We start from the raw sequence: 17,653 nt of genomic DNA, 5'->3' as shown, positions 1-17,653 counted from the left end.
TGGTGAAAAGCAGCGCGTGGCGATTGCCCGAACGGTATTGAAGGCACCGCCGATCCTGATCCTCGACGAGGCGACATCGGCGCTCGACACCACCACCGAACATGAGATCCAGTCGGCGCTCGACATCGTGTCGAAAAACCGTAACCACCCTGGTCATTGCGCACCGGCTGTCGACGGTGGTCGGCGCCGACGAAATCATCGTGCTCAAGGGCGGCGAGATTGCCGAGCGTGGCAGCCACAGCGATCTGCTGACGCAGAACGGTCTCTATGCCTCGATGTGGAACCGCCAGCGGGAAGCAACCCAGGCCGAAGAGCATCTTCGCCAGGTGCGCGAAAGCGACGAACTGGGTGTGGTGGTTCGCCGCCCGCCGGCTGTCTGAGCAGAGCCAGCGAACCCGCCTGACACCGCCCTATCTGGCGCGGCTCAGGCGGTTTCGGCCGTTGTGCTTGGCGTGATAAAGTGCGGCATCGGCACGGCGCAAGGCCCGGTCGATGTTTTCGGCCGCCGGATCAAAACATGCCATGCCGACACTGATCGTACCCGCAAGCCCGGCCGCCGTTTTGACTTGGCAGTAGTGGCTGATCTCGGTGCGCATCGCCTGCAGAATCTCTTCTGCCCGGGCGGCAGCGGCGCCGAAAAAGAAGGCGAAGAATTCCTCGCCACCCGCACGCGCCACGATCATGCCTTCGGTCTCGTGCGCGCGCAGGATATCAACGATCGAACAGAGCGTAATATCCCCTTCCGCATGACCGAATTCGTCATTGATCGATTTGAAATGATCGACATCAATGGCCGCAACGCAGAGCCGCTCGCCCTGCCGGATCGCATCGGTGATTGCCTGGTCGGCAAGTTCAAAGAACTTTCGGCGATTGAAGGCGTCCGTCAGCGGATCACGCTCGGCAGCGTTCATCAGCCGTGCCTCAAGACGTTTGCGCTCGGTGATATCGATCATGACGCCGGCAATTCCGCAGGGCTTGCCGTGCTCGTCGGAGACCAGCGCCTTGTGCAACATGACATAGCGTTGATCGTCGTCATGCAGGCAGACATCGGTCTCATAGCACATCAAGCCACCGAGCTCGCGAAGACGGGCGTCGGACGTTTCGTGCTTTTCGGCCGTTTCCGCCGGGGCGAGTTCCTCCAGACGGTGGCCTATGACCTCTTCGCGCGGGCGGCTCAACAGGTTGGCAAAGGCCGTATTGCAGGCCTGATACCGGCCGTTGATGTTTTTCAGGTAGATCGGCGTCGGCAGATGGTCGAGTGCGTCCTGCAAGATGTCCAATTGCGCCTTTAGATCGCGGCGCTTCGTCTCGGCGCCATGCGATCGCTCAAAATGGCGCTTGGCGCGCGCGAGACAGGCAAACATGGCCACGCGCCCTTCCAGCACATGGACGTCGTCAGCGCCTTCCGCATAAAGCTGCTGTTGAAGGGCAAGGCTGACCGGCAACTGTGACACGGCGATGATATAGATGTCCTGCCCGTGAAGCGCACGGATTTGCTCAGGACCAGGTCCCGCGGTATCGGGACGGACCGGCAGAAGCAGAACCGCATGCGCCTCCACGGTCCGGATATCGTGGATGATGATCGGTGCGACATCCAGCTCTGGCGGTACGGGTTCGCCATCGGCGACATACCAGTAAAGGCCACTCAGGGTCTCGGTTGATGCGTCCGAAAGCTCAGGTCTTCTGGCTAAACTCAACAATTTCTTCCATGTCATTCAACGCGCCTGGCGACGGCGCACATGCATTTCATATCTTCGCCTCCCCTTTTTTAGGGAGCAATTATTGATAGATTGTCGCTATAGTTCATAAACACACCGATTTATTATGGGCCGATGCCAAATGCCGCAGCCGGCCTTTTGATGGGCTGATTGGCCCGTCAGCATTGCCCGCGCCCCGCTTTCGCGGTACTCAGCGAGCGAACTTTTATCAAGAGACTGAGGATTCCATGGATTTGCTCGAAACCATCCGCAAGACGATCGTGCCCGTTCACAAGGAAGGGTATCCCTTCGTCGCGGCATTTTTCGTCGGCTCGCTGGTCCTTGGCTGGCTGTGGAACCCGCTCTTCTGGGTCGGCATGGCGCTGACACTCTGGTGCGCCTACTTCTTCCGTGATCCCGAACGCGTGACGCCACAGGATGATGATCTGGTCATCAGCCCGGCGGATGGTCGCGTTTCGTCGGTCCAGATGTCGGTGCCGCCGGAAGAGCTTCAGCTGGGCTCCGAACCGCTGTTGCGGATCACCATCTTCATGAATGTGTTCAACTGCCATGTGAACCGCGCACCCGTGCGCGGACGGGTAACGAACATTGCCTACAAGGAAGGCAGTTTCCTGAACGCCGAGCTGGACAAGGCCAGCGTCGAGAACGAACGCAATGGATTGGTGATCGAGACGGTTCGCGGCAATATCGGCGTCGTGCAGATCGCCGGCCTCGTCGCGCGCCGTATCGTCTGCTGGACCAACCCGAACGAACCGCTGGATGCCGGCGAGCGCTTCGGCCTCATTCGTTTCGGATCGCGGCTCGACGTTTTCCTGCCCGCCGGTGCCGAACCCAGGGTCTCGCTTGGCCAGACAGCAATTGCCGGTGAAACCGTGATTGCCGAATTCGGTTCGACCAAGGGTCCGGTCGTCAGCCGCCGCAGCTAGGGGACGCGCCGATGGAACCGTCAGACCAGACACCTGAAAACCACGGAGCGAGCCCGGTCCAGGGCTTGCCTCATCAGCCGGACAACGGTGCCCGCGGCCCAAGACTTCGGGAAATTCCCCTGCGCTTGATCGTGCCGAACCTGATCACGGTTCTGGCCATCTGCGCCGGACTGACCGGCATCCGGCTGGCGTTTGAAAACCGCTACGAGCTGGCCGTCGCGATGGTGCTTGCAGCCGCCTTCCTCGACGGCATCGACGGGCGCATCGCCCGGATGATGAAGGCGACGTCGAAATTCGGCGCGCAGATGGATTCGCTGGCCGACATCATCAATTTCGGCGTAGCCCCTGCCCTGGTGCTTTATGTCTTCGTGCTCGACCAGGCCCGCTCGCTCGGCTGGATCGCAGCGCTGATCTATGCGATCGCGGCAGGCCTTCGGCTGGCGCGTTTCAACGTCATGTCCGAGCGGGAAACCAAGGCGCCGTGGCAATCGGAGTTCTTTGTCGGCGTGCCGGCGCCCGGCGGCGCCCTTTTGGTTCTTCTGCCGGTCTATCTCGGCTTCCTTGGCGTCGCACCCGTTGGTCTCTTCGCCTATGCCAGCACTGCCTATACGATCATCATCGCCTATCTGCTGGTCAGCCGCCTGCCGGTCTGGTCGGGCAAATCCGGCTTCGGGCATATCCGCCGCGACCTGGTCTTTCCGATGATCCTTGGCGTCGTGCTGTATGTCGCCCTTCTGATGAGCTTCACCTGGGAAGTTCTTGTCGTCACAGTGATTCTCTATCTCTGCTCGCTGCCCTTCGGCGCACGCAGCTGGCACCGCCGCTATGGCACGCTGACGATCGGCGAGGAAACAGCCGAAAAAGGTCTGAGCGAGATAGATCGGGGCGTTTGAGCCCCGTTTCCAGCATTTCCGGGGAAAATTGAAGGTAAAGTCGCGCGTATTTCCGCGCAAAGCTCGCTGATTGTATCCTTTTTGTTTAAATTTGATTTGTGTCGGCGCTTCGGTCACGCTTTTGTCATGATCTCCGCAGAGAGAGCGAAAAAACAAACACTGCGGTCAGGAAACATTCAGAGGAACATGACAATGACAGCCCAGAACGAAGCCGAGCAGCAAAAGCCGGCGAACCAGAATCTGGTTTCGAACTACCAGCCGATCGGCCTCAAGGCCGTGATCGCAGCAGCCCTGATGCTGAAGCGCAAGCCGGCCCCCAAGGTCGCCTAAGCGGCCACCGTTTTCCTGATCAAAACAGGCTCATCTGCCCGCCATCGGACTTCTTCGAGGCGGGCTTTTGCAGTTCAAAGCGGGGCGTTACCGGCGTCTGCAGATCAGGGCCGAGATTGGCAACCTTGTTGACCAGATCGGAGACGGCAATCGCTTCGAACAGATCTTCGTCGGCCGGCTTCATCAGGTCAGCTACTTCACGCGGCTCCTGACTGAGGCAATCGAGCCAACGGGGGAAATCCTGCCGCGCGATCACCACCGGCATCCGGTCGTGGACCGGCCTGATCGTCTGATTCGCGGCAACCGTCAGTATGCAGCCGGTGTCGATTTCCGAACCGTCCTTGGAAAGATAGGTTTCCATCAATCCGGCAAAGGCGACGATGCCGCCCTGCTTCGGGCGTATCCAGTAGACCTGCGATTTCTCGCCGCTTTCCTTCGATGGCCTATGCCATTCGTAGAAGCCGGATGCAGGAATCAGCACGCGGCGATGGCGCATGGCGGCCCTGAAAGAAGGCTTGTCGATCGCGGTCTCGGAGCGGGCATTGAGCAGAAGGGTGAATTCGCCCGGATCCTTGACCCAGCCAGGAATGAGGCCCCAGCGGACCAGCAGCGCCTTTCGGTCCGGCGCGTTGCTGCCGCGTTCTCCAGGTGGAGCGGGCTCGACAATCAGAATCGGCTGGGTCGGGGCAATGTTGTAGCGCGCAGGAAAGTCCTCGACTTCCATCAGACCGAAATGTTCGATCAGTTCTTCGGCTGTCGCCATCAATGCGTATCGTCCACACATCGGCATGTCATCGCACCCTGTATTGGACCGGTCAAGGCGCAGCAGAGCTTGCAGCCGCCGGCAAAAGCCGCGATAGTTTGCGCCATCACTGCTTCGTTTTTTCCATCGCTACCGCGTCTGCCTGACATCTGGAGTAAGCCTGTCCATGAGCCAAGCTCGTCTTGCCTCCTCAGCGATTGTCGAACGGTCCGGGCGTTTCCTGCTCGTGCGCCGGGGCAATCCGCCGGCAGCCAATCTATTCGCCTTTCCGGGTGGCCGCGCCGAGCCCGGCGAGACGCCGGCGGAAACGGCCTTGCGCGAACTGCAGGAAGAGACCGGCGTGATCGGGCGCAATCCGCAGCTGTTCGAAACAGTGGAACTGCTGCCGGAGCCGGGCGTTGCCGGCAGTCACTATCTGCTCTCGGTCTTTCGCGTCGAGGCTGACGACACCTGTGTCGCCAAGGCGGAAAGCGACGCGGTCGAGGCCGGCTGGTTCCTGCCCGCCGAAATCTTCGAACTCCCCGTGCCGCCGAGTGTGCGCGACTGCGTGGTGCGGCTGGTCGCCCTTCGCGACATGTCGGAAGCCTGATCCATGGCGCTGAACAACATCATCCGCAAAGCCGCCTGGCCGGCCATGGCTGCGGTCCTGGGAACCGCGATTGTCCCTGCGGCATCCGGCCCGGCGCTCGCACAATATACGATCGAGGACATCATTCGAAACGCGCCGGATCCGGAAAAGCCCACCCCCTATGACAGCAGGCTCGGCCGGCTTTCGGAAGTCGTCGGCGCGGTGCATTATCTGCGCAATCTGTGCAATATGCAGAGCGAGCCGGAATGGCGGGATGCGGTGCAGGCATTGATTGAGGTCGAGACAAAAGACGAGCCGAAACGGCGGGCGCGGCTGACGGCGGCCTATAACAGAGGCTACCGTTCTTTCGCCTCGGTTTACACCTCTTGCACCGCCGCTGCGGTTCGGGCAGAGGAGAACTACCGTAACGAAGGCGCAACACTCGCCACAGAAATTACCGCCCGCTATGGAAATTAACGATTAATTCACCTCTTTTGTCTGTGCCCCGTGTCGTTTTGGCAAAAGGCTGATAGTGTTGTTAATGACTGAGTAAGATTGTGCTTCGAGGAATGCCCATGGAACCGCGCCGCAACGAGATCGACGAAATGATCGTTCACGAAAAGATGCAGGCCGCGCTGGAATACCAGAATGAAGCCTGGGCCGATGGCATGGCAGACGGTATCGAGCCGGAAATCATCGCGGACGCCGCGTTTGCGCTGGCCATGCGCGAAACCATTCGCATTCACGGGGAACATGGCGCAGAAGCCATTCTCGACGCACTGAAGGACCGGCTGCTCGCCGGCGAGTTTTCGCCCGAACGCCGGGTTCAGTGACACTTTAATCAGGGATGCATCATGACGTTCGCTTCGCGGGTCCGGCTCCTATGCCTGACGAGCGCCTTGACCGTTTTCGCGGCAACTGGCGCGACGATTTTCTCTGTGCTTCCCGCATTCGCACTCTCCGACATCAAGGACATCACCCCGCCTGCCGCCGACAAGGCTGCGCCGGACCCGACTGAGCCCGGGATCGACGAAGAAGGGGAAGAACTGCTGCCGGAAGATGCATCGCCCGCCATTCCAGACCCCGATCCGCTAATCAAACCGGCAGACCAGCAGGATACCGCCGCGCCTGAGCCCGACTCAGCGCCGGTAGAGATCATCTACGACATCGAGAAGGCGCCAGAACCCGTGCGCCGCATGCGCCAGTTGATCATTGATGCTGCGACTTCCGGCGATATATCCCGCCTGCGCCCGCAGATGAATCCGGGTCCGGACCAGACCCAGGTGCAGCTCGAAGGCAGCGACAGGGACCCAATCGACACATTGAAGTCGCTGTCGGGCGATCCCAAGGGCATGGAGATCCTGGCGATCCTGCTCGACATCCTGTCGACCGGCTTCGTGCATGTCGACAAGGGCACGCCGGACGAAGCCTATGTCTGGCCCTATTTTGTCGGCAAGCAACTGGGCCAGCTGACACCGGTCGAAACCGTCGAATTGCTGCGAATCGTCACCGCCGGCGATGTCGCCGAGATGCAGGAATACGGCAATTACAACTTCTTCCGGGCGGGCATCACCCCGGACGGTCGTTGGAAGTTCTTCACCGCAGGCGATTGATCGACCCTTGGTCAAACTGTGGGCTGTGACGGAGACTGCTTGTCGTTTAGGGTTGCAGCTCTTAACTCTTGCGGCATCGAACTCATCGCGGTGACTTAATCATGCCTTCAGCTTTCCTGCCCGACCGCGCCTTTATCCGGATCAGCGGCCCGGATGCCGAGCCGTTTCTTCAAAACCTGATCACCACGGATCTTGGCGCGCTCCAGCCAGGCGTCGCCTTGCCGGGAGCGCTCTTGACGCCACAAGGCAAGATCCTCTTCGACTTCCTGATCTGGCGCGACGCCGATGATCTGGTGATCGACACGCGGGCCGACCAGCAGGAAGCGCTGATCCGTCGGCTGTTAATGTACAAACTGCGGGCACCGGTCTTGATCGAGGCTTTTGGCGAGAATGGCGCAACCGTGACCTGGGGCGCTGATACCGTGGATGCAGCCGGCGTTTCCGACCACCGCTTTGCCCTGGCAGGTGTCGAGGTTCGCCGCAACGCAGGCCGGCTCGGAGAAACCGGCCCCGCCGGTGCCTATGATGCCCTGCGCATTCTGAGCGGCGTGATCGAATCAGGCAACGACTATGTCCTGCAGGATGCCTTTCCGCATGACGTGCTGCTCGACAAATCCGGCGGCGTCTCGTTCAAGAAGGGCTGCTATGTCGGCCAAGAAGTGGTGTCGCGCATGCATCACCGCTCGACGGCGCGCCGCCGCGCGGTGATTGTCACGGCCGATGGCCCGCTGCCTCCAACGGGCAGCGACGTGACGGCCGATGGCAAGGTGATCGGCACGCTCGGCACCGTTGCCGGACAACGCGGACTGGCGATCCTGCGTATCGACAAGGCCGGCGAGGCCATGGCCAGGGGCGTGGCGATTCTTGCCGGGCAGACACCGATCACCGTCACCCTGCCCGCATGGACCGCGCTGACATTTCCGAGCAGCGCGGAGGAGAGCTGAGCATGGCGCTTGCCGATACCGTTTCGGGACGTGCCTGGCAGCGGATGCTTTCGGGGCGCCGCCTCGACCTCCTCGATCCTTCGCCGCTCGACGTGGAAATCTCCGACATTGCCCATGGCCTTGCCCGTGTTGCCCGCTGGAACGGCCAGACTTCAGGCGATCACGCTTTTTCAGTCGCCCAGCACAGCCTGATCGTCGAGGATATCTTTCGTCGCTCGAACCCCAAGGCGACCTTGGACGATCTGCTGGTCGCCCTGCTGCATGACGCGCCGGAATATGTCATCGGTGACATGATCTCGCCGTTCAAGGCCGTGGTCGGCGGCGGCTACAAGGTTGTCGAGAAGCGGCTCGAAGGCGCCATCCATCTGCGTTTCGGTCTTCCGGCGCATCCTAAGGCAGCGCTGAAGGATCAGATCAAGAAGGCCGACATCGTCTGCGCCTATTTCGAGGCGACGGTGCTTGCCGGCTTCTCCGAGGCCGAGGCGCGCAAGTATTTCGGCCAGCCGCGCGGCTTTACCCGTGACATGCTGGCGATCGAACCCTTGCCCGCTTTCCAGGCCCAGGCAAAATTCCTGGAGCGCTTCGAGGCACTGGAGGCGCAACGCGCATCTGTCGGCATGGTGGCGAAATGAGCCTGATCGTCGTTTCGCCGCTGTCGCGCATCGCGGAAATGGCCGTTCGCCACAAGGCGCGCGAAATGATCAGCCTTTTGGCCGTCAATCAGGATTTCCACCGACCGGCCGTGATCCAGGCCAACAGGCACCTGAAACTCGGCGTCAATGACATCACGGTTGCCGGCACCGGCGACCTGATCGCGCCGCAGGCGGCGCATGTCGGTCAGATCATCGACTTTGCCCGATCCTGGGATCGGGAGGCCCCGCTGATCGTGCATTGCTGGATGGGCGTATCGCGCTCGCCGGCCGCTGCCCTGATCGCAAGCCTTGCCGTCGCCCCGGAGGACGATGACGAGGATCTGGCCAACAGATTGCGCGCGGCCTCGCCCTTTGCCACGCCGAACATGCTACTGATCGAGATCGGCGACCAGATGCTCGGCCGGGGCGGCAGATTGATCGCGGCCGTCAAGGCGATCGGGCGCGGTGCCGAAGCGGACGGCAATACGCCTTTTGTCCTGACTTTGCCCATGCGCGAAACCATCAGCCGATGAGCGCTGCGGCCGAGATTGAGATCGGGCTCAATGCCGCAATCGTCGCGATGGCAGGGCGCAGCCCACGTCTGCTGGTCGTCGGCGGACACCAAAATGTGCTGGAAGGCCTGCCGTTTGGGCCTTTTGATCCGACCCGACACCGGACCATGGAAATGTCGCTGCGCCACACGGTCGAGGCTCAGACCGCGCTCGACCTCGGTTACATCGAACAGCTCTACACATTCGGCGACCGCGGACGGCACAAGATGCCGGGCGACCGTGGACCGCATGTGGTCTCTGTCGGCTATCTGGCCTTGACCCGCATGGAGACGGAGCGTGCCGCACGACTTGAGGCGTCCGGAGCCAAGTGGCGCGACTGGTATAGCTACCTGCCCTGGGAGGACTGGCGCCAGGGTCGCCCTTTGGTTCTGGATCAGGTCATCCTGCCTGCTCTTCAGCGCTGGGCGGAAGAACCGATGACGGCCACTACAGGTGGACCGTTGATCGCACGGCGGCCCCGTCTGAAACTTGCCTTCGGGCTCGATGATTTTCCCTTCGATGAGGAACGGGTTCTGGAGCGCTACGAACTGCTCTACGAGGCGGGAGTGCTGGATGAAGCCATACTCGACGGCCGCGTGGCGCAGCGACGGATTGCCGGTGCGCTCGGCATTCCGATGCGTCACGACCATCGGCGGATTGCGGCCACGGCGCTGGCGCGGCTGCGCGGTAAGATCAAATACCGGCCGGTGGTCTTCGAACTGATGCCGCCGGAATTCACCCTGACTGACCTGCAGGCCACCGTCGAGGCGATCTCGGGCCGGCATTTGCACAAACAGAATTTTCGTCGATTGGTCGAGGGTGCCGAACTGGTCGAACCGACCGGCTCGACACAATCGGCGACGGGTGGGCGCCCCGCAGCACTCTTCCGCTTCCGGCGTCAGATTCTCGAAGAGAGACCGGCGCCCGGCCTCAAACTCGGCGGCCGCGCCGGAGCTTGACCTCAAACCGAGCCTTTCTCGACTTAACATCCTGAAAAATGGCATTTTTGACCCCAACGCCGAGATCAGCATTCTTCGGCGGGAACAGAATGTCCATTCCGTTCCCGCAGGTGACGGATCACGGCTTCGCTCCGTCCGTCAACCTGCCTCGGCAATCCGAAGACGCCGAGACGAAGACGGCCTGAATGTCGGACTGCCGCCACAATCCGACATTGGCTATCAGGCCTGTTCGACTTCCTTTATCTCACCGGCATTTTCACGGTAGGCGTCGATCACCTTCTGCATCTCGTCGAGAACGTCGAGGAGGCTGATCGTCGAACCATCATCGCCGGATTCCGCGTCTGCTACCGGAGACCCAGCGATTGGCGGTCCACTGACCTCAAAAGCCTCGAGGAACTGGTCCTCGGTCAGAGAACCCACTCCCTCAGTGTCGGCTGCGGAAAACAGGCTGATTGCCTCTTGCTCACTCATGTCAGCCGGCCGTCCGGTAACGAATTCGTTCTGCGTCACCGTGCCATCGGCATCTGCGTCAATGGTGGCAAAGAGGTCGCGTGCATGCTCGCCCTGCTGGTGATTGCCCGCCGCTTGGCCGGCACTGCTCTCGAGCAGCATGGTGATCAGGCTGCTGGTCAGTTGGGAGGCCATGCCTGTCGCCGCATTTTCGCTCTCGACGGTCGGATCCTGAGTTCGGGAAGGCTTGGCCGCTTCGAGTTCCTCGGCGCTGACGACACCGTCGCCATTTGTATCGAGGCTGGAAATAGAGATAGTAGAGCCCGCGGTTCCGCTGCCCGACATAGATGTAATACTCGTCATACAAACCTCCTTATGAAAAAGGCTTCGATGTTTGTATCCGCAGCACGCAAAAACAAAATCTGAGAACGATTTCGGGCTAGGAGATTCGATCTGAGGCGTCAAAAACCAATAATCACCCCTGATAAGTAGCGCATCACACTGCTAATATTCAGCCAAGACATTGATAAATATTAATTAAGCAATAACAGTTTGGGACCTGACGGCAGGATGCCTCAAAAAATATAGTCCTCTTAGGTACCAAAATTATTCGAGTTCGATATCCAGACCGACGTCCAGCGTCGGGGCAGCCATGGTTATCTTCGAAGTCGAGATGTAATCGACGCCCGTCTCCGCGATGGCTTTGATGGTCTGGAGATTGACATTGCCCGAAGCTTCCAGCGCGATCCGGGCGGAGATTTCGCCATAGGCTTCGACCGACAGGCCGTGACGCTTGCGGTTGATTTCCACCGCCTCGCGCAGCATGTCCGGAGCCATATTGTCGAGCAGAATTGCATCGGGCCGGGCCGCAAGCGCTTCGCGCATCTGCTCCAGCCCATCGACCTCCACCTCGACCTTGACTAGGTGGCCGGCATAGGCACGGGCGGCGCAGATCGCGGATGCGACGCCGCCGGAAACGGCGATGTGATTGTCCTTGATCAGGATTGCATCATCCAGACCGTAACGATGGTTCGAGCCGCCGCCGAGCCGTACTGCATATTTCTCCACCGACCGCAGGCCCGGCAGGGTCTTTCGTGTGCAGGTCACGCGGGCGCTGGTATGGGCGATCTCATCGGCGAAACGGGCGGTATAGCTGGCAACGCCGGAGAGATGCATGAGGAAGTTCAGCGCGACCCGCTCCGCAGACAACACGGCACGCGCCGGGCCTTCGACCCGCGCCAGCGGCTGGCCGGGCACCACGCGGTCACCATCGGCGACAAGCGCCTCGAAACGCAGCTCCGGATCCAGCAGGCGAAACGCGGCGCGCGCCAGCGGCAGGCCGGCGACCACGCCATGCTCCCGGCTGTTCATCGCGGCAAGCGCCTTCTTTTCCGGGCCGATCGTCGCATAGGTGGTGATATCGCCAGCGCGACCGAGATCTTCCAGAAGGGCCGCACGGACGAGATCGTCAACCATCAGGGGCGAGAGTTCGGGACGAAAGCTGCCGGTCATAATGCTGTCCTTTTCCTGTCTCAGCCGATGATCTCGGCAACGATGCGATCGGCATCCTTGAGGGTCATATAGGTGCGGTGGCGCTGGGTGTCGCTGATTTGGGGGAAATCAGACCGCATATGGGCGCCGCGGCTTTCGGTGCGCTGCAGGGCGCCGACCGCGATCAGCTTGGCGACGGCCGCCATATTGCTGAAGCGGACACGGCTGTTTTCCCGCTCCAGGCGGGCAATCTCGCGGATCAGTTTCTTCAGCCCTTCCGCGTCGCGAATGACGCCCGCATGGGCGCTCATCAACTGACGCAGCGTCTTCAACTGCCGACTGTCTTCGATGGTCACCAGGTCATCATTTTCACCCGCCGTCTTCGGCCATTCGTACAGCGTCGCCTCCGGCAGCAGGCCCTTGATATGATCGGCGATGCGGCCGGCAAAGACCACCGCTTCGAGCAGCGAATTGGAGGCCAGGCGATTGGCACCGTGCACGCCGGTGGAGGTCACTTCGCCGGCGGCCCACAGGCCATCGAGCGACGTGCGGCCATCGGCGTCCACCGCCACACCGCCCATATGATAGTGCACTGCCGGCACGACCGGGATCGGCTGCATGACGGGATCGATGCCAGCAGCGATGCAGGAGGCATAGACGGTCGGGAATTGCGTGGAAAAATGACTGCCGACCGCCTTTGTGCAATCGAGGAAGGCGCCACGCCCGGCCGAAACCTCGGCGAAAACGCCACGCGCGACGATGTCGCGCGGCGCCAGTTCGGCGTCGGGATGCAGGTCAGTCATGAAGCGATGGCCGGCCTTGTTGACCAGGACCGCGCCGTCGCCGCGCAAGGCTTCGGTTGCCAGCGGTGCCGGATCGTGGCCGATATCGATGGCCGTCGGATGGAACTGGACGAATTCTGCATCGGCCAGCGTGGCACCCGCCTTGGCGGCCATGCCGACGCCGGTGCCGCGCGCTTCCGGCGGGTTGGTGGTCACCTTGTAAAGATGGCCGACGCCACCGGAGCACAGCACGACGGCGCGGGCGGGAAAGGCAACGCGGCTCTTCGACTGGCCGGCATCGGGGCGGGCGATCACACCGGAAACGAAGCGCCCCTCGGCGATCAGTTCCTCGACGACGTATCCTTCCATGACACGGATCGACGGCGTGCGGCGCACCGCCGCGATCAGCGCCTCCATGATCGCCCCACCGGCGCGGTCGCCGGCGACGCGGACGATGCGGCGTTCGGAATGGGCAGCCTCGCGCGACAAGAGCAAATGCCCCTCCAGATCGCGATCGAACGGCACGCCATAGGCGAGAAGATCGTGAATGCGGTCCGGGCCTTCAGAGATCATAAGCCGGGCGATCTTTTCCTCGACGATCCCGGCACCGGCGGCAACCGTGTCGGCCAGGTGCTTGTCGAAACTGTCGCCTGGGCTCATCGCAGCGGCAATGCCGCCCTGCGCCCAGGCAGAGGACGCGCCCTGCCCGATCGGTGCTGCCGCCAGGATCGTGACCGGACGCGGGCTCAGCTTCAGGGCGCAGAACAGCCCTGCCAGCCCACCGCCGACGATGACGATGTCGTCAATGCCCTGCCAGGACTGCGGCCGCATCGATTCAAGATTGATTGCCATGTCTGCCTCCCCCAGCACCGGCCGGGCATTCCTAATTCTTCAAATTCACCATCCGCTCGACTGCCAGGCGCGCGCGGTCGGCAATCGCCGGATCCACGGTCACCTCCTCCGTCATATAGAGCAGGCTGTCGAGGATCTTCGGCAGGGTGATCCGCTTCATATGCGGACAGAGGTTGCACGGCTTGACGAAATCGACGTCGGGCAGTTCGACCTGGATGTTCGAGGCCATCGAGCATTCGGTGACGAGCAGCACGCGAGCCGGCCTATTCGTCTTGACGTAGTCGATCATGCCCTTGGTCGAGCCGGCATAGTCGGAGACCGCAAGCACGCTCGGATGGCATTCCGGGTGCGCGACGATCTCGATGCGAGGATCGGCCTTCTTGTATTCGAGCAGTTCGTCGGCCGTGAAGCGCTCGTGCACCTCGCAATGGCCTTTCCAGGTCAGGATCTTCTTGGTCGTCTGGTTGGCGACGTTCATCGCCAGATATTCGTCCGGGATGCACAGGACCGTGTCGCTGTCGAAGCTGTTGACCACGTCGACGGCATTCGCCGATGTACAGCAGATATCGGTCTCGGCCTTCACCTCGGCGGAGGTGTTGACATAGGTGACGACAGGCACGCCGGGATAACGCTCGCGCAGTAGCCGCACATCGGCGCCGGTAATCGATTCCGACAGGGAACAGCCGGCGCGGCCATCGGGGATGAGAACGGTCTTTTGCGGATTGAGCAGTTTCGAGGTCTCGGCCATGAAATGCACGCCGCACTGGACGATGATCTCGGCATCGACACTCACCGCATCGCGGGCGAGTTGCAGCGAATCGCCCTTGATGTCGGCGACGCAGTGGAAGATCTCCGGCGTCTGGTAATTGTGAGCGAGGATGACCGCGCCGCGCTCCTTCTTGATGCGATTGATCGCATGGATATAGGGCGCAAACACCGGCCATTCGATCGCCGGAATGAAATCCTTCACCTTGTCATAGAGATGCGCGGTTTCCTTGGCGACGGCCGGGGAGTAGCTCAGGTCCGGACGATCCAGCACGCCGAAACGCTCGGCTGCGCTACGCGACAATGCCTTGGCCGGATCGGCCCTCAGGGCTCTAACGTCTTCCATGGCGGCCTCTCCTCCCACTATTATGCTCACTATGAGCATAATAAAATCCAAAGAAAACCGGCTGCTGCCGGTGACCTCGATTTAGGAAGTTTCGCATCGGAATGCAAGCGCGTTTGCATAAACGTCATGTCGGACACCGACGGCCCGCGTGACCAAGCGCTCTTTCACTGCTGCTGAAAAACGCTAGTGTTGTGGCAACCAAAGCACCCAACACGAGGCCGCATGCTCGAAATCCTGATCCTGATCCTTGTCGGCATCCTGTTCACCACCCAGCGCGGGGCGAGCAAACGGATTGCCAAGCTCGAAAGCGATGTGGCCAGCCTGAACGAACGGTTGGTGATGGTGCATCCAGCCACAGCCGTGACGACGGTGGCTTCGACGGAGACGGCACCGGGCGCAGCATCGAACGACGTTGAAGGGCAAACGCCGGACCAGATGCCCATGGTCGCCGCCCCAGACGCCGGCGAACCGGACGCAGGCATGGATATCGCGGCGCGCGAGCAAGCCGTTGACGAGGCAACCGCCAGCGCATCGCAACCTGAGACCGTGGCAGCGCGCGCGACGTCCGCCACCAAAACCGACACCTTGGAAAACCTGCTCGGTGCACGCTGGGCCGTCTGGGCGGGTGGCCTGGCGCTGGCGCTCGGCGGCCTGTTTCTCGTGCGTTACTCGATCGAAAGCGGTCTGCTTGGCCCGGCTGTCCGGCTGACGCTCGCCGCCCTGTTCGGTCTGCTGCTGATTGCCGGTGGCGAACTCGTCCGGCGCAAGGCACTGCCGAAGATGGCAGCCCTGCATGAAAGCGCAATGATCCCCGGCATCCTGACGGCCGCCGGAGCCTTGACGCTATTCGGCGCGATCTATGCGGCGCATGGTGTCTACGAGTTCATCGGCGCGACCGGCGCCTTCCTGCTTCTGTCGCTGGTTGCCTTTGCCGTACTTGGTCTGTCGATGCTGCATGGCCAGGCGTTGGCCGGGCTGGGTCTGGCTGGCTCGATGATTACGCCGGCGCTGGTGTCCAGCACATCACCAAGCCCGTGGACGCTGTTTGGCTTCCTGACGGTCTCGCTGATTGCCACGGCTTTCGCCTCGCGCTTCCGTGGCTGGCATATCGTGCCCTCGATCGCCCATGCCGGGCTCGGCCTCTGGGCGCTTGTCTACATCGCTTTCAGCGGCCCTGCCGACCTGACCCCGGTGACGCTGGCGCTGATTGCCATGGTCGCCAGCTGGCTGCTGATCTGGCCGGGCACGACGCTCAGCGCCGAGACAGAGAACACGGCCGTGTCCTGGGACAATCTCGGCAAACTCGCCATCCGCGCCGCCATCGGCCTCGACATCACGATGGCGCTTGCCGTGATCTTGCCAGCGCTGACGCTTCTGTTCGTCGGCAGCGTGGTAGATCTGTTTCCGCTCTATGCCTCGGCGGCACTGATCGCTTCGCTTGCGGCGGCCGGTGCTGCCCGTCACGGCGCATTCTGGCCGGCCGTGCTTTCGGCATTCAGCGCCGTGCTCGTTGTCCTGACCGAAGCCGCATTGACGATGGATATTCTTTGGATGCTGGACTCTGCCAGCGGCGGCACCGTGCCTCTGCCCAGCCTTGGCGGGCTGCAAATCATCGTCTCTCTCGGGCTCGGCGGGATCTTCCTGCTGCTCGGCATTGCCTTTATCCGCCGCCGCTGTGCTGCCGATCCGATCTTTGCCACGCTCTGGGCGGGCATTGCGGCCACCGTTCCGACCGTGCTCGCCGCAGTCAGCTTCGTCTTCTACGGCGTCTACAGCCGCGACTGGACGCATGGGCTCTACGGGATTGCGGTCGGTCTCGTGCTGATTGCTGCGGCCGAGGCGATCGGCAAGATCGATCGACAGAATGACCTGCGGCGCGCCCGGGACCTGTTGATCGCCGGCAGTTTCGCAGCTTTTGCGTTCGCCCTGCATGCGCTGACCGACGGCATCGTCACGACCGTCCTTCTCTCTGTACTCGGCTTTGCCTTCCTGATGGCAACACGCCTGCGTCCCTGGAGCGGATTGCCGTGGATGATGGCGGCGACCTCGGTGGGCGTGCTTGTGCGAATCGGCTGGGAGCCGACGCTCGTTGGAGCGGACGCGCTGGGCAAGACGCCCTTCCTCAATGCCCTTCTGCCCGGCTACGGCATCCCGGCGCTTCTGGCCGCAGTGGCAGCCTATGAATTGCGCCGCTGGCCGGGCGTGCGGGTGCGCAACGCCTTGCAGGCGATTGCCAGCCTGCTCGGCCTTCTGGCTGTCGCCATCCTCATTCGCCATGCGATGAATGGTGGCGTGCTCGACGACAGCGTGCCGACGCTTGGCGAACAATCGATCTACACACTGCTGTTCATCGGCCTTTCCGGCATCATGATGACGCTCGACCTGAAATCACCGAGCCCGGTATTCCGGTACGGATCGATGGCGGCTGGTGTGGTGTCGATGCTACAGGTGCTGACCGCCCATCTCGGCGCGCTGAACCCGTTCTTTACCGGTGAAAGCACCGGCAACTGGCCGTTGATCAACCTGCTTTTCATCGGCTACCTGTTGCCCGGCCTCGCCTATGCCGGGCTGGCCCTGTATGCCCGCGACAAGCGGCCCCTGCCCTATGTGACGCTCCTGGCGATCAGTGCCGCGGCCCTTGGCTTTGCCTGGGTGACGCTTAGCGTGCGCCGCTTCTGGCAGGGCGAATTCATCGCCGAATGGAAGGGCTTCCTGCAGGCTGAGACCTACAGCTATTCCGTCGCATGGCTTATGATCGGCGTCGGGCTTCTGGTGCTCGGCTCCCGGCTGAATGCCCGCAGCCTGCGCATTGCCTCTGCGGTGCTGGTCATGCTGTCGGTCGGCAAGGCGTTTCTGATCGACATGAGCAATCTCGAAGGCGTGCTCAGGGCCCTGTCCTTCATCGGGCTTGGCGTGGTGCTGATCGGCATCGGCCTGTTCTACCAGAAGATCCTCAGCAGCAGGCCGGTCCGGGACAATGAGGAGATCGCATCGGCACCGGTCGAAGAGGTTGCAGAGAAAAGTTGAGTGCAATTGCTAGAGACGGTTCGACTGGTCTAAATGACGCGCC

At 61.8% G+C, this 17,653-nt stretch carries 18 protein-coding genes and 1 pseudogene; 13 read left to right on the top strand and 6 right to left on the bottom strand.

Annotated features, from left to right (window positions below; translation table 11 throughout):
* A pseudogene (locus PDO_RS08210) lies at positions 1 to 380 on the top strand (ATP-binding cassette domain-containing protein); the annotation flags it as partial.
* Between the two features lie 30 nt (positions 381 to 410).
* Here PDO_RS08210 and PDO_RS08205 read toward each other — a convergent pair.
* A complete protein-coding gene (locus tag PDO_RS08205) occupies positions 411 to 1,697 on the bottom strand; it encodes a GGDEF domain-containing protein (RefSeq protein ID WP_052023416.1) in 1,287 nt (428 codons plus the stop codon).
* 185 nt (positions 1,698 to 1,882) lie between these two features.
* Here PDO_RS08205 and PDO_RS08200 point away from each other — a divergent pair, with 185 nt between their 5' ends.
* From PDO_RS08200 to PDO_RS28560, 3 genes are all read left to right on the top strand, one after another.
* On the top strand, positions 1,883 to 2,644 hold the full coding sequence (locus tag PDO_RS08200) for a phosphatidylserine decarboxylase (RefSeq protein ID WP_280113364.1): 762 nt from the start codon (positions 1,883 to 1,885) through the stop codon (positions 2,642 to 2,644).
* Positions 2,645 to 2,655: 11 nt separating this feature from the next.
* The gene (locus tag PDO_RS08195) at positions 2,656 to 3,537 is read left to right on the top strand and encodes a CDP-alcohol phosphatidyltransferase family protein (protein WP_007600260.1); all 882 of its coding nucleotides are present in this window, start codon (positions 2,656 to 2,658) and stop codon (positions 3,535 to 3,537) included.
* A gap of 192 nt (positions 3,538 to 3,729) precedes the next feature.
* Positions 3,730 to 3,867 (top strand): hypothetical protein, encoded by a 138-nt coding sequence (locus PDO_RS28560; RefSeq protein WP_007600259.1) that lies wholly within the window; start codon positions 3,730 to 3,732, stop codon positions 3,865 to 3,867.
* A 19-nt stretch (positions 3,868 to 3,886) separates the two neighbouring features.
* Here PDO_RS28560 and PDO_RS08190 read toward each other — a convergent pair whose 3' ends face one another.
* Complete coding sequence (locus PDO_RS08190) at positions 3,887 to 4,651, bottom strand: SOS response-associated peptidase (protein WP_037072980.1); 765 nt, start codon at positions 4,649 to 4,651, stop codon at positions 3,887 to 3,889.
* Between the two features lie 145 nt (positions 4,652 to 4,796).
* Here PDO_RS08190 and PDO_RS08185 point away from each other — a divergent pair, with 145 nt between their 5' ends.
* From PDO_RS08185 to PDO_RS08150, 8 genes are all read left to right on the top strand, one after another.
* Positions 4,797 to 5,219: an NUDIX hydrolase gene (locus tag PDO_RS08185; RefSeq protein ID WP_007600257.1), complete on the top strand. Its 423-nt coding sequence runs from the start codon at positions 4,797 to 4,799 to the stop codon at positions 5,217 to 5,219.
* 3 nt (positions 5,220 to 5,222) lie between these two features.
* Positions 5,223 to 5,675, top strand: a complete 453-nt coding sequence (locus tag PDO_RS08180; RefSeq protein ID WP_007600256.1) for a TIGR02301 family protein — start codon at positions 5,223 to 5,225, stop codon at positions 5,673 to 5,675.
* Positions 5,676 to 5,773: 98 nt separating this feature from the next.
* Positions 5,774 to 6,031 carry a hypothetical protein gene (locus PDO_RS08175; protein ID WP_007600255.1) on the top strand — a complete coding sequence of 86 codons (258 nt, stop codon included), beginning with the start codon at positions 5,774 to 5,776 and terminating at the stop codon, positions 6,029 to 6,031.
* A gap of 21 nt (positions 6,032 to 6,052) precedes the next feature.
* Complete coding sequence (locus PDO_RS08170) at positions 6,053 to 6,811, top strand: dihydrolipoyllysine-residue succinyltransferase component of 2-oxoglutarate dehydrogenase complex (RefSeq protein WP_007600254.1); 759 nt, start codon at positions 6,053 to 6,055, stop codon at positions 6,809 to 6,811.
* Between the two features lie 101 nt (positions 6,812 to 6,912).
* Positions 6,913 to 7,755: a CAF17-like 4Fe-4S cluster assembly/insertion protein YgfZ gene (gene ygfZ, locus PDO_RS08165; protein ID WP_007600252.1), complete on the top strand. Its 843-nt coding sequence runs from the start codon at positions 6,913 to 6,915 to the stop codon at positions 7,753 to 7,755.
* Positions 7,756 to 7,757: 2 nt separating this feature from the next.
* Positions 7,758 to 8,387, top strand: coding sequence for an HD domain-containing protein (locus tag PDO_RS08160; protein ID WP_007600251.1), 630 nt, complete (start codon positions 7,758 to 7,760; stop codon positions 8,385 to 8,387).
* Positions 8,384 to 8,920, top strand: a complete 537-nt coding sequence (locus tag PDO_RS08155) for a tyrosine phosphatase family protein (RefSeq protein WP_007600249.1) — start codon at positions 8,384 to 8,386, stop codon at positions 8,918 to 8,920. Before PDO_RS08160 ends, PDO_RS08155 begins: the two co-directional genes overlap by 4 nt.
* Positions 8,917 to 9,897 carry an NUDIX hydrolase gene (locus PDO_RS08150; protein WP_007600247.1) on the top strand — a complete coding sequence of 327 codons (981 nt, stop codon included), beginning with the start codon at positions 8,917 to 8,919 and terminating at the stop codon, positions 9,895 to 9,897. Before PDO_RS08155 ends, PDO_RS08150 begins: the two co-directional genes overlap by 4 nt.
* Before the next feature lie 219 nt (positions 9,898 to 10,116).
* Here the strand turns inward: PDO_RS08150 and PDO_RS08145 are convergent, their stop codons facing one another.
* The 4 genes from PDO_RS08145 to nadA form a co-directional block, all read right to left on the bottom strand.
* A complete protein-coding gene (locus PDO_RS08145) occupies positions 10,117 to 10,710 on the bottom strand; it encodes an EF-hand domain-containing protein (protein ID WP_007600245.1) in 594 nt (197 codons plus the stop codon).
* Between the two features lie 243 nt (positions 10,711 to 10,953).
* Positions 10,954 to 11,859 (bottom strand): carboxylating nicotinate-nucleotide diphosphorylase, encoded by a 906-nt coding sequence (nadC, locus tag PDO_RS08140; RefSeq protein ID WP_007600244.1) that lies wholly within the window; start codon positions 11,857 to 11,859, stop codon positions 10,954 to 10,956.
* Positions 11,860 to 11,879: 20 nt separating this feature from the next.
* Positions 11,880 to 13,472 carry an L-aspartate oxidase gene (locus tag PDO_RS08135; RefSeq protein ID WP_007600243.1) on the bottom strand — a complete coding sequence of 531 codons (1,593 nt, stop codon included), beginning with the start codon at positions 13,470 to 13,472 and terminating at the stop codon, positions 11,880 to 11,882.
* A 31-nt stretch (positions 13,473 to 13,503) separates the two neighbouring features.
* A complete protein-coding gene (gene nadA, locus PDO_RS08130) occupies positions 13,504 to 14,583 on the bottom strand; it encodes a quinolinate synthase NadA (protein WP_007600242.1) in 1,080 nt (359 codons plus the stop codon).
* 222 nt (positions 14,584 to 14,805) lie between these two features.
* On the opposite strand from nadA, the gene PDO_RS08125 reads away from it, so the two are divergent.
* On the top strand, positions 14,806 to 17,610 hold the full coding sequence (locus tag PDO_RS08125; RefSeq protein ID WP_007600241.1) for a DUF2339 domain-containing protein: 2,805 nt from the start codon (positions 14,806 to 14,808) through the stop codon (positions 17,608 to 17,610).
* Positions 17,611 to 17,653: the final 43 nt, after the last annotated feature.

It is taken from the genome of Rhizobium sp. PDO1-076 (assembly GCF_000247475.1).
Taxonomy (GTDB): domain Bacteria; phylum Pseudomonadota; class Alphaproteobacteria; order Rhizobiales; family Rhizobiaceae; genus Allorhizobium.
This window is presented reverse-complemented; position numbering and strand designations above follow the sequence as displayed.